The organism is Pseudoalteromonas sp. P1-8 (assembly GCF_001399985.1).
Lineage (GTDB): Bacteria > Pseudomonadota > Gammaproteobacteria > Enterobacterales > Alteromonadaceae > Pseudoalteromonas.
The window spans coordinates 100,735-113,578 of sequence record NZ_LJSO01000005.1 but is presented as its reverse complement, the minus strand read 5'-3'; the positions used below and the strand labels follow the sequence as shown (position 1 = coordinate 113,578).

The window sequence follows — 12,844 nt, the reverse complement described above, 5'->3', positions numbered from 1 at the left end:
TCAATGCCCGCTGATTTGGGTTGGGGAAAGTATTAGAACGTCACAGTGCTGTTGTTTGAACAAACAGTTGTGCTTTGTGCTTCACATACTTGGTAAGTGTAAGTGCCACCACCTTTTGTTGTGATAGTGTCAGTATAGCTGTTAGTGTTTGCCACTGAGCCTACTTTGCTACCATTACGGTAAACATCTACAGTGCTTGTAGCAGCGCCACTCCAGCTTAAATCAATGTATTTAGTGCCTTTTGACTTATAACCTGAAGTAGAAAGACTAATATCATCACCACCTGGTGTTGTGCCACCGCCATTATCGCCACCACCTGAACAGCCATTGGCTGTTAGGTATGCATCTGCGTCAGCTGCTTTAACAATACCGTGACCGAAGTAAACATCGTGACCGGAAGCACCTTGATCTTCTGCCGTTGCTTTTAGTGCATCACGGATTTCTGTACCCGTACACTCAGGGTGATTTGACCATACTAGCGCTGCGATACCTGAAACAGCAGGCGTTGCCATTGATGTACCGCTCATGAAACCATAATCACTAGTACCAATTGCGATATCAATAGTTGTGCTTGAAAGAAGAGCTGAACGGTCTTCAAGTGCCGCACCGACAGCTGGAATTGTTGTATCGTTAGTATCGCCTAATGTAGCGTATAACATGCCAGCTTCGTTATTGATGATAACAGCCCCGATACCGCCTGAGTTTTCGCAGTTATTTACCTTGTCATAGAACGAGATATTGCCGCGGTCAATCATACAAATTTTCCCCGCTGCGCCAGCATCTACGCTTTCAGCAGTACCCATGTAATACGCCGTGCCTGATGAATTACCCGCGTTTTCCATTGATGAAGTAGCAAAGCCTGCGCCATCAGCTGCTAAGCTAGCTGACGTTGCCATACCAGCAGGGTAAGTAGAAAGAGTATCAACACCACCTGCTGTTACTTCAACACAGATAGTTTCATCTGTAGTAGCGCGTTTACCGCGACCAGATGTACAGCTAGGGAATTGCGAGAAATCTGCAATTTGGTTGTCCGCATCATTTGCACCAACCATCATTACTGATGGATAGCCTGCAGGGTATGAACGTACGTTGTTACCATCGTTACCCGCTGCAGCAACAACTAAACCGCCAGCGCTTGTGAAATTAGCAAATGCGTTAGACTCGGTGCTATTTGAACCACCGCCACCAAGGCTCATGCTGATGATATTTGCACCTGCCTGAGAACATAAATCTGCTGCGTGTGCTAAGTCTGAAGAGTAACCCCAGCCTTCAGCGTTGAATACTTTTATGATGTGCATTGCCACACCGGGCGCCATACCAACCACACCAACATTATTGTCTGCTGCGCCAATAGTACCTGCTACGTGGGTACCATGTGGGCCACCATTGTCGTACCAGTTGCCTGTGCCACTGTCATTATCACCTGTAATGTTACCCCATACGAAATCAGGGTTTGTAGCATCTAAACCTGAGTCAATCACACAGACTTTCATGCCAGCATTTGCATCGAAGGTAACTTGATCAGCTTGTGATTGGTAAACTGCGTATGGCGTTAATTGCTGCTGCATTGCATTACCAGCGTCATCGTTATAAAGCGCCATTGGTACACGCTTTTGGTCTTCTTCAATTAGTTTGATGTGAGGGTTGTTTAGTAAGCCTTTTACGCTTGCAAGGTCATGACCTGTAAATTGCGCTGCAATAAAGCCATTACCATCAACTTTAATATCACCACCAAGCTTTTTAGCGAGTGCTTTAACTACGCCTTTTTTATTGTTGTCTACTTGGATGATGTAACGGTCATTTGCTGCGTTTGCAGTTCCTGCTGCACATAGTCCACTGATGATCAGTGCTAATGCTAATTTATTCTTTTTCATAATTCGTATCCCAAACATGTTTTTGAGTTAACCAAATGTTAACGTGAGTAAACAATAGATTAATGGCTCTATAGGTACAAGTAAAATAATCCACAAAACTGGAACAAATTATTCTAGAAAGATGCTTTTTATAACGGTAGGAAATAACAAGATGTCTAAACGGATAAATAGAGTATAACGATTCTCATTTACCCGTTATGACTAAAAGTATGATAAAACTTTTTTATGACAAGTGCTTATATTTGAACAATAAGTAGGTGAAAGGGATGAGCATTAAAAAATGCACGCCAATTAATACTGGTGTAGTCAAGTTTAACAATTGCGTTATAAACACTAATAAGCTTGCGCCACTCATTTGCATTAAGCCAATAAGTGCTGATGCTGTGCCTGCTTGCTTAGGAAATAAACTTAGTGCACGGCCTGCTGATGAGCCAAGTGTCAGTGCAAAACCAAACGCAGCAATAAACATCGGAAACATCAAGGCAAGCGCAGTACGTTGTTGGCTAAAGGCCAACATTAAGGCACCTGCGATTACAAGCAACAAGAGTCCTGCTTTTAACGCGCGTTTTGGTTGGCGTTTGATGTAAAGTGGCATAATAAAGCTTGCAACAATGCTCAAGACCGCATTACAGGTAAACCAGAAAGTAAAGTCGGTAACACTGCCACCTAATTTAGTAATAAGCCAGCCAGGTGCTAACGTAACGAAGACTAAAATAGCCGACATAGTTACCAAGCAAATTAAGCTATGAAATAAAAACAATGGCGTGCTGATAATTGGCATAAAACGGCGCAGGTCAAGAATATGACCACTATATACACTATCTGCAGGGCGGGTTTCTTTGTACATTAACAAGGTTATGAATAAACCAATGAGTGCAAATACAGCCATGAATAAAAAGTTCATGCGCCAGCCAAACTGTACTGTGAGCCAAGCACCTAAAATTGGCGCGAGGGCAGGGATAAAGCAGACGATACCATTAAGATAAGTAATGATTTGGCCGCTACGTTCACTACCAAATCTATCTCTTACAATGGCAAATGCTACTACAAATGTGGCACAGGCCCCCAAACCTTGCAGTGCTCTTGCAATCATCAGGCTTGTAAAATCAGGTGCCAGATACGCGCCAAAAGCCGCTAAACCATAAATTGTCACACCGGTAATTGCCACAGGCTTACGACCAAATTTATCTGCTAATGGCCCTGCAATGAGCTGTCCAAGCCCAACGGTAAGCATAAAAATAGCGACGGTTTGCTGAATTTGCTTTTCTGAAGCGCTGAATTGTTCTGCAATGGTCGGAAAAGCGGGTAAGTAAATATCAATTGCTAACGGGCTAAAGATAACCAGAAGGCCAAGAATAAATAGTAAGCTGAGGTTTTTGTGCTGGCGTGACTGCATTCGCTCTCCTTTAAAACGGTATTTTATGTGCCCCTAAAGGAAAAGAAAAGCGTTCACTTAGCGAAATGTGTAATCATTAAAACTGCTAACAAAAATTTTCCATTTCGCTATCTGGTCTGATGTGTTAGCTTTTTATCTCACATCATAAAAATAATGGATAAACGTCGTGAGCTCACAATCATCATTATTAAAAATTTGGACTAAATGCCTGTCACTGCCGAAGGGTAACTGGTTGTTTAGTAAAGCCGTGTGCTTTAAAGCCCCTTACTTTGGTTCAATAAAGCCATTGATCACAGATTTAACTGCTGGGCATTGCAGCGCAACTGTTAAAAATCGCCGAGCAATCCATAATCACATTGGTACCATCCATGCAATTGCACAATGTAATGTTGCTGAGCTATGCGCTGGCTTGATGGTTGATGCAACTGTGCCGGCAAAAACACATCGCTGGATCCCAAAAGGCATGACAGTGAATTATTTAGCGAAAATTGACACAGATATGCGTGCTGTTGCCCAGATAGACGTGCCGAGTGAGTGGTTAGAAAAGCAAGACTTGCTAGTACCAGTGAAGGTTTATAATAGCCGCGATGAACTCGTTTTCACTGCGGATATTACAATGTATGTAACCGCTAAAAAACGTTAAGACTTATCAGCGGCTTGTTTGTTTACAAACGACAGGTCGTTGTCATCATCAGCCAGTATTGAAGAACTGTTTTGTTCTTCAGGCTTAATAGGCGCCACATTATCTTCTTCATTACGATGTTTTAAGCTGCCTTCAATGATTGCGCCGGCTTCGATGCTCAGGGTGTCATGAAATACATCGCCATGAACTTCTGCAGTGCTTTCAATAGTCACTTTATTGGCAATAAGCGAACCAATAATTTTACCTTTGACGATGACACTGTCAGCTTCAATAACACCTTCAATCATGCCAGTGTGACCAATCACTAAATGTTTAACACGTAAATCGCCTTCGATGCGACCGTCAAGCTGAACTTCACCTTGGCTGCTGAGGCCGCCAGTTAAACGAACGTCTTCAGAAATAATAGAAGGGGTGTGGTTGGTTCTTTTTAAAGATGAGCCAGACGAGCTAGCTGCTGATTGTTTTTTTTTACCGAACACGAGAAAGCGCCTTTGTTATTTTAACCGGGTTGACATGTTTGCCATTCACTAAAACTTCGTAATGTAGGTGAGTGCTGGTACTACGGCCAGTACTACCCATTAAGCCGATGACATCGTCTTTAGTCACTGTTTGGCCTTTTTTAACCTTAATTTTATTAAGGTGACCGAAGCGAGTAACGAAGCCATTTTTGTGTTGTAGTTCGATAAAGTTGCCATAACCGCCATTACGACCAGCACGTAAAACGGTGCCGTCAGCGGGAGCAAAAATTTCGGTTTTATGCCAACCTGCTAAATCAACGCCTTTGTGAAAAGCGCGGCGGCCATTCATTGGATCTTTTCGTAGACCATAACTACTTGAAATGTAGTAATCGGCAGCAGGAAGTGTTTGTGGTAATTCGCTCAGTAAGTTTTCGAGGTTATTTAATGCCAGCAATTTGTCGGCAATTGCTAAAAACTCAAGAGGGATTTTTGATTCGTCGAATAAGTCTAATGGACCACCTTGTGCTGTATCTGTACCTTCTAATACCGAACCATTGGCAAGGCTACTATCAAGGCCTGCGCCCTCTAACATAGCAACAATTTCTTGGTGGCGAAGTTTAATTTGCTCATCTAATACAACAAAGCTGTTGTTATAAGCTGCATCAAGGCGAGCTAGGCGCTCAGAAATGCTCTCTAAGCGTTTAACTTGTTTTGGTTGCTGTTCATCTTCTAAAGGTGCGTGAAACTCTTCAGCGTGCTCCTGAACAGGTAAAAGCAATGGCTCTGCGTCGGTTGGCAGTGCCGGTTTGTTCATTGATTCTGGTAATGACTCGATCATGCTTTGCAATAGCGCTTGTTTTTGTTCAAGTACGGCTAATTGCTCGAGCTGTTTTTCATAGACAGCTTGTTGCTGATAATGCTGTTTTTGCCATTCTTGCTGTTTCGTAAGCTGGGTTTGTTCAATGCTGGTGATCTTGTCAGCTTGAGAAATGATTTGTAGTGTCGAAATGCTTAACCAAACAATAGCAGTTAAAATGACTAGTAAAGTCGTTAATTGCACCCAAGGGGCTAATACTAAGTGTTTTACCTCGCCATTTTGACGGATCAACAGCTGACGAGCTGGAAAAAACGTGCGATAAAAAGACTTAAGTTTAACTAACATGGCGTACAAAATTTGACTAATAACCGAGCTAAGATAGCAATCTGATTTAAAAAAGCCAGCAAAAAATTGTAACTCAACTGAAAAAAATGCAAAAAAAAGGGCAAAAAATGCCCTTAATCGTTGTTCTGGAAATAAAAATAGCTAGTTATTTTTATTTTGCAGGTAGTACTGTACCTTCGACTGAACCAAAACCAATACGTGCAAAACCGTCTTTTTCACACCAACCACGCATGATTACGTTGTCGCCATCTTCCAAGAAAGCACGTTGTTCGCCATTAGCTAGGGTGATCTTTTCTTTACCACCGCGTGATAGTTCTAATAATGAACCAGCTTCTTCGTGCTCAGGACCTGATTGCGTACCTGAACCTAACATGTCGCCTGGTTGGAAGTTACAGCCATTTACTGTGTGGTGAGTCACCATTTGCGCGACTGTCCAGTAAGAGTGTTTGAAGCTTGATTTAGATACTTGTGTTGGTGCTTCGCCAGCCGCACGCATCTTTTCAGTTTCAATTTGCACATCCATTTTGATATCGAATGCACCAAACTCACGGTTATGAGCTGACTCTAAATAGTCCATTGGTTGTGGATCGTTTTCGTCACGTGTCCAATTTGTTCTAAATGGTGCCAGTGCTTCTGTGGTAACAATCCAAGGAGATACAGTCGAAGCGAAGTTCTTCGCAAGGAATGGACCAAGCGGCTGGTATTCCCATGCTTGTAAATCACGTGCAGACCAGTCATTAAATACACAGAAACCAAATACGTGATTTTCAGCATTTTCAATGGCAATTGCATCGCCTAATTCATTACCTTTACCAAGGTAAATGCCTAACTCAAGTTCGTAGTCTAGGCGTTTACAAGGGCCGAATGAAGGGACTTCTGCATCTGGCGCTTTAGTTTGACCGTTAGGGCGGTGGAACGTTTGACCAGAAACATCAATTGACGATGAGCGGCCGTGATAACCAATAGGTACCCATTTGTAGTTAGGTAGAAGTGGGTTATCAGGGCGGAATAGACTACCTACCGCTGTTGCGTGGTAAATAGAGGTATAAAAGTCAGTGTAATCACCAATACGGCACGGTAGCGCAAATTCGATGTCTGCTTGAGCGATAAGCGCTTCGCTTAATTGCGCTTGCTCACTCGCACCTTCACGGAGTGCTTTTGATAATGCTAGACGAAGTGCAGACCAATACTGCTGACCAAGACCCATAAATTCATTGAGTGTAGCTTGGCTTGCGGCTTTAACGGCAACCTGTGCATCACCAGAGAATAAACCAAGTTCATTTACTTTTGCTAAGTCGATAACTTGATCACCAATTGCTACAGCGCCACGGAACGCTTCGTCTGAATTTTTACGACGTACTTCTGCAAAAGGAAGGTTTTGAATTGGGAAGTCACAGTTCGCTTTGTTAGCAGATGCAACCCAGCTTTTTAGATTAATATCGTGGGTTTCGTTAATTAGGCTCATACTCTTTCCTTATTTGGTTCGCGCTGATTTATTAGTTATCTATATGGAGGCAATCAACGCAATTTAAACAGTTAGTTTAAAACAGAATTTAAAACGACAAAAAGCAGCGTGTGAATAACGCTGCTTTTTATTCATTATGATGATTTAGATTACACCACGACGCTCTTGATCACGTTCGATTGATTCGAACAGCGCTTGGAAGTTACCTTCACCGAAACCGCCGTCATCTACACGTTGGATCATCTCGATAAAGATAGGACCGAATAGGTTCTTCGAGAAGATTTGTAGTAGGTAACAATTTTCGCTTTGGCTATCTACTAGGATCTGATGCTTACGGATCTTCTCTTTATCTTCTTTAACCCAAGGCACACGGTCAAAAATAGTGTCGTAGTACTCAGGGATGATATCAAGCGTCGCAATCGTTGATTGGTCAAGCTTATCAAGTGAACTTACTAGGTCATTCGTAAGGAATGCTAAATGTTGTACACCCGGACCATTGTACTCATTTAAGTACTCATCGATTTGGTTATTGTTGTTATCTTTACCTTCGTTGATTGGAATCGAGAAAGTACCGCACGGAGATTTAAGTGCGTAAGATAATAACGCTGTTTTTTGACCTTTAATGTCGAAGTAACGAACTTCAGTAAAACCAAATACGTCTTTATAGAAGTTAGCCCATGTTTCCATCGTGCCTTTATAAACGTTATTGGTTAAATGGTCGATACGGATGAAGCCTTTGTCTTCAACAATGTTTTGCTCGCTTAAATCTTCAAAATCTGACTCATAGATAGAACCTTTGTCGCCAAATTGCTCGATGAAATAAATTAAGCTGTCGCCGATACCGTAAATAGCAGGGTATGGTAAGTTTTTGTGAGTTGAGTCTGTTGCAGGTTTTGCACCGCGCTCAACAGCAACTTCGAATGCTTTTTGTGCATTCTCTACACGCCAACCCATAGAACAGATTGCCGGGCCGTGGCTTTTAGCAAATTCAGCAGAGAAACCTTCACGTTCATTGTTTAGTAAGAAATGAATGTCATGTTGGTTGTAGTAAACAATGTCTTTACCTTTGAATTTTTTTAGCTTTGAGAAGCCAAAATCAGTAAACACTTTGTCCATGTAATCTGCATCTGGTGTTGCGTATTCAGTGAATTCAATGCCCATTAGGCCTAATGGATTATTTACTTCGCTCATTGTCATTACTCCCGCAATTATAAGCACTGCGCTAAAAAAGAATTATTGTTCTGTAATGAGCGGATGATTAACCAGAATCTCGATAAGGGGAAGATCCACGCACTATTTAGCCAAAGCCCCTTTTGTAAATTAAATGGGACAATGATTTTAATTTCAGCAATTGCAGTTTCAAAGGCAATGAGTAAGCCACTAGGTTGACTAATATCTACTATTCTATTTTGTGGTTATCTATATGTATTTGAAGGTAAATTTAAGTATTTATCAGGCAATAAAAAAGGCCTGAAATGGCCTTTTTTATTAAGTTGATTGTATAGCTTAGTTTACAGTTTGGCGCGCTTTGTTAAAAAACTTGCTGCGTTGTTGTAACCAAGGGTTATTCATAATTTGTGGCGCAGCTTGATAATGGCGCTCAACCACTTGGTTTAAGGTACGGGTTGATTGCGTAAAATTAAGTTGCTGCTGTGCAGCACCCATATTGGCAATCTCGGCATCAGTCATCGCACGACCAGCAAATAACAAGGCGTTTAAGTAACCCGGCTTAGTTTCGTAGTCATTATCGGTTAAAAGTAAGGCCGCACCGTTGATTGCCCAGCGCTCATTGATTTCACCTTCATCTTTAATACCAATCAGCTCGCCATCAAGATAAATTTTTAGTGCCCCGTTGTTTGGAGCAGCATAAAACACAAAAGCAATACGGTGCCAGCTGTTTGCTGTAAGCTCGCCAAAGTAACCACTGTCACTGGTGGCAATACCGATGGCGTTATCTCGGCTAACGTAAAGGTCTGCGTCATCACTGTTAGTGATATCGCTTTGTAGTAATGAGCGCCACTCATTGGTGCTTTGTTCTGGCCACATAATATCCATCACTAAGGTGTAATCAGCGATAAGCCCTTCAGTTTGGTAATCACCGTTTGCAGCACTATTAGCCGTTAAGGTTAAGCCTTGCGTTGGGCTATGGCGAGCAAAGGCGAGCACGCCTGAAGCACCGTTTGCTAAATCAGCTATTTCAAGCTCACTGGTGGTGGCAAATTGGCTATCTTCTGGCCCCCAATTTTTGTCTTCAGGGTCATAAAAGCTGAGTGTTGCAGGGCCAAAGTCACTGCTAAAGCCTTGCTCAGGGTTGTTAAAATTCCATACTGTGACCGCATCATCTGCTTTACACGCATTAAGCATGTTATCGGTATCGATATATAAACATTGGCTGGTGCGTGCTCGCGCGTAGTTATCAAGTAGCCACCAACTTTCAGCGACCAATTGTGCTTCTAAGTTTGGCAGAGCTGGGAAGAACAACTCGCTATTTAGCGCTGGGCCTTTAAATAGAGCAACGAGGTAAGTGCTTGCATCATCAATGTTATCTGGCAGTAAAGAGACCCATTCTGGCTGGCTTTCGAGCATGCTTTTCAACTGGCTGCCAGTCACCTCAACTTGATAAATTGAATTAAAGCCCGGGGTATTCGATGGTTGGCGTTCAACCTTAAACGCGGCATGAAAATCTTCTTGGGTTAATGTACCCGGTAGCCAACGATCTTGTACTTGGCTTGCATCTAGTAACGCTGCATCAATAGCAGGGAACTGCTGCATAGTTGCTTTGGCTGTAATCGTGGTGAGTTCTTCTGCAGTGGGGTAGTTTTCTGAAACGGCAATTTCGGTGTTTGCATCTGGGGCATAGCGACCCATGATTTCATCGATAGCGGCCTTAGTGCTTTCATCTCGGCTTGTAATGCTGGTGGTTGCGACGGTATTGTAATCAACATCTGCAAGAGATTTGTCTTCAAGGTTAAAGGTTAAGGTAAGATCCGTTAGACCTTGTGCAAAAAAGTTTGGCTGAATAACAATACTGCCGTTATCTAAGGTTTGATAACTTTCACCGCCATGGGTATGCCCACCAAGCACTAAATCAATTCCCGTAACATTTTGTGCGATGCGGGTGTCAGTGCCTTCACCTAAGTGACTGACCATGACCATATAATCAACATCTTGACGGTATTGGTTAACAAGCTGCTCAGCCACTTCTTGCCACTGCCAATTCATTTTGAAATTAGCGATAAAATCAGGAATTGGCTCGTCTTCAACTGGTTCATCGAGTTCATTCCAAGGCACTGAAGTCATGCCAAAAAAGCCGATACGTAGGCAACCTACTTGGACAACCGAAAAATCAACACCGGCAAACGGCGTATCATCGCTACCATCATATTCGGTGTTACTTGAAAGCACGATGGCATTATCGTCATCGGCAAAGTCCAACAGTTGCTCAGGTCCCCATGCATAGTCGTGGTTACCAATCACACGTACGTCAAAGGCCATGGCTTTTATTGCTTCGACTGTGGCTAAACCTTGTGATGTTTGTTCTGCTACGGTGCCCTTTTCATAATCGTCACCGCCATTGGTGAATAAGGTGTTAGGGTTTTCAAGTTTAGCTTTGTCGTAGTAACTGCGAATACGGCTGAATAACTGCTCTTTAAAGCCAAAGCGCGCGTGTAAGTCAGCAACATGAATAAAGCGTACTGTTTGGTTACTGGCAGTGTCATTACATTGCTCGCCAATGGTTTTACTGGCTGCAGGAACGGTGCGAGACATTAAAGCAAAGCTACCAAATTCTGTAATAGCACTGACTGCAAATCCATCATTGCTTTGTTCTGTACTGAGAGTTTGCCATTGCTCATCGACTAACTGCACTATGCTAAAAGCAAGGTTGGTTTGTTCATCTGGTAATTTGATCGCTAAACTTAATGGCTCAGCAAATATCAGGTTATTAGGGCGAAAGGTATGAATACTCGAGACAATACCTTGCTCTATATCCGTGCTTGAAGCGCTCGTCTCAGTGTAAGTAAATGTGGTGTCTGTTGTGACTGTGTTACTTATTGCATTAAGTGTGACATCGCCCTGTGCAAATTCAGCCGATAAGCCATTTTCGACAGAAATAATCAAACCAGACTGATCAGGAGCTGTTGCGACTTCTTTTGTTGTTTTATCGCCACCGCATGCTGTTAGTAATAAGCTGGTCAGAATAATAACCAGTAGTTGAGTGTTAGAGCGCACTTACTCAGTTCCTTTGCAAACCAAATTAATATCAGAATATAGTATCAGTTTTAAGGACACTGAGGGAATAGGGGAGAGAGAAATTCCCCGCAGCGGGTGCTACGGGGAATAAGTATTATTGTTTTTCAGCTGTCACTTCTAGCTCTTCAGCTAGGATGTGCTCAGTAGTTTGTGGCTCGTGTTGACCTTCAGCACCGTGCATCCAAGCAACTAGTTTGTCACTTAGTAAGTACATGATCACAGCAGAAAGAACCGCTGTTGCGCCTAAACCAATGAAGATACCCATCGCGTTGTCTAACGCTTCTTCACCTTCACCTAGGAATGAACCTACGAAACCTGCAATCTTGTTTGCAACCGCTGTACATAGGAACCAAATACCCATAAGCATTGAAGCTAAACGTAGAGGTGCAAGTTTACTTACCATAGATAGGCCAATTGGAGATAAACATAACTCACCTAGGGTGTGGAATAAGTAGAATAAAACTAACCACATCATGCTGATTTGTAGGTGCTCACCTTGACCTTGTGTCATTAGCGCTAGGATCATAGTAATGAAACCAAGTGCTAAGAAGATAAGTGCAATAGCAAACTTAACCGGTGAATTTGGTTCACGTTTATCAAGCTTTAACCAAATAATGGCAACTAAAGGTGCAAAAACAATGATGAAAATTGAGTTTAAAGATTGGAACCAAGAAGCTGGTACTTCAAAACCAAGTAACATACGGTCTGTGTAATCGTTAGCGAAAAGGTTCATTAAACCACCCGCTTGTTCAAAGCCCATCCAGAAGATGATGCTGAATACACTCATAGTAAAGATAACTTTAATACGGTCAGTTTCTACTTTAGTTAGTGGCTCTTTAGTGTTTGATTCAGACTGTGCTTGAGAAAGCTTAGCAGAAGGCACAACACCGATATCGCCTAAGTATTTGTTGCTTAATGCAAGCTGTAAAAGTACAGATAACACCATACCAACACCAGCTACGATGAAACCCCATTGCCAGCCCATTGCAGCTGCAGCATAACCCGCAACTAAAGGACCTAATGCACCACCTAGGTTGATACCCATATAGAAGATAGTGAACGCGCCATCACGACGTTGGTCACCTTCTTTGTATAGATCACCTACCATAGTTGAGATGTTTGGCTTAAATAAACCGTTACCCACACAAAGAAGTGTTAAACCAATGTAGAATACATTTTCTTCTTGGCCAGCTAAGTAGCTGTGTGGGATACCCATAGTGAAATGGCCTGCAGCCATCAATAAACCACCAAGGATAATTGCTTTACGTTGTCCTAATACGTTATCGGCTAACCAACCACCGAATAGTGGGGTGATGTATACAGCCATTGTGAAGGTACCATAAAGGCTTAATGCGTCTGCATTTGACCAACCAAAACCACCTTCTTGTACAAGCGCTACTAAGTATAAAACTAAGATGGCGCGCATGCCGTAATAACCGAATCGTTCCCACATTTCTGTGCCGAACAACAGGAATAACCCTTTAGGATGCCCTAAAAAGTCACCTGCTTTAGGTAATGAACTCATATTTACTTCCTAACTCTAAGTTTTTATTTGAGGCCTTATTGTTTTTGCTTTGGTCGTTCTATGTATTTAT

The 12,844-nt window shown here is 42.4% G+C and carries 9 protein-coding genes; 1 reads left to right on the top strand and 8 read right to left on the bottom strand.

What is annotated here, in order from left to right; genetic code table 11:
- Positions 1 to 32 precede the first annotated feature (32 nt).
- Together AN213_RS08935 and AN213_RS08930 are read right to left on the bottom strand one after the other, a co-directional pair.
- Entirely contained in the window at positions 33 to 1,874 is a 1,842-nt protein-coding gene (locus AN213_RS08935; RefSeq protein ID WP_054561947.1) for a S8 family serine peptidase, read from the bottom strand.
- Positions 1,875 to 2,097: 223 nt separating this feature from the next.
- A complete protein-coding gene (locus tag AN213_RS08930; protein WP_054561946.1) occupies positions 2,098 to 3,270 on the bottom strand; it encodes a multidrug effflux MFS transporter in 1,173 nt (390 codons plus the stop codon).
- A gap of 166 nt (positions 3,271 to 3,436) precedes the next feature.
- Here AN213_RS08930 and AN213_RS08925 point away from each other — a divergent pair, with 166 nt between their 5' ends.
- The gene (locus AN213_RS08925) at positions 3,437 to 3,913 is read left to right on the top strand and encodes a hotdog fold domain-containing protein (RefSeq protein ID WP_054561945.1); all 477 of its coding nucleotides are present in this window, start codon (positions 3,437 to 3,439) and stop codon (positions 3,911 to 3,913) included.
- Here AN213_RS08925 and AN213_RS08920 read toward each other — a convergent pair.
- From AN213_RS08920 to AN213_RS08895, 6 genes are all read right to left on the bottom strand, one after another.
- On the bottom strand, positions 3,910 to 4,392 hold the full coding sequence (locus AN213_RS08920; RefSeq protein WP_054561944.1) for a polymer-forming cytoskeletal protein: 483 nt from the start codon (positions 4,390 to 4,392) through the stop codon (positions 3,910 to 3,912). The genes AN213_RS08925 and AN213_RS08920 overlap by 4 nt on opposite strands.
- On the bottom strand, positions 4,382 to 5,533 hold the full coding sequence (locus tag AN213_RS08915; protein ID WP_054561943.1) for a M23 family metallopeptidase: 1,152 nt from the start codon (positions 5,531 to 5,533) through the stop codon (positions 4,382 to 4,384). The genes AN213_RS08920 and AN213_RS08915 overlap by 11 nt, the downstream gene beginning before the upstream one ends.
- A gap of 151 nt (positions 5,534 to 5,684) precedes the next feature.
- Positions 5,685 to 6,998 carry a fumarylacetoacetase gene (fahA, locus tag AN213_RS08910; protein WP_055021458.1) on the bottom strand — a complete coding sequence of 438 codons (1,314 nt, stop codon included), beginning with the start codon at positions 6,996 to 6,998 and terminating at the stop codon, positions 5,685 to 5,687.
- Between the two features lie 144 nt (positions 6,999 to 7,142).
- On the bottom strand, positions 7,143 to 8,189 hold the full coding sequence (gene hppD / locus AN213_RS08905) for a 4-hydroxyphenylpyruvate dioxygenase (protein WP_055021474.1): 1,047 nt from the start codon (positions 8,187 to 8,189) through the stop codon (positions 7,143 to 7,145).
- Between the two features lie 315 nt (positions 8,190 to 8,504).
- Entirely contained in the window at positions 8,505 to 11,228 is a 2,724-nt protein-coding gene (locus AN213_RS08900; RefSeq protein WP_055021459.1) for a metallophosphoesterase, read from the bottom strand.
- Between the two features lie 115 nt (positions 11,229 to 11,343).
- Positions 11,344 to 12,774, bottom strand: a complete 1,431-nt coding sequence (locus AN213_RS08895) for a peptide MFS transporter (protein WP_054561940.1) — start codon at positions 12,772 to 12,774, stop codon at positions 11,344 to 11,346.
- Positions 12,775 to 12,844 lie beyond the last annotated feature (70 nt).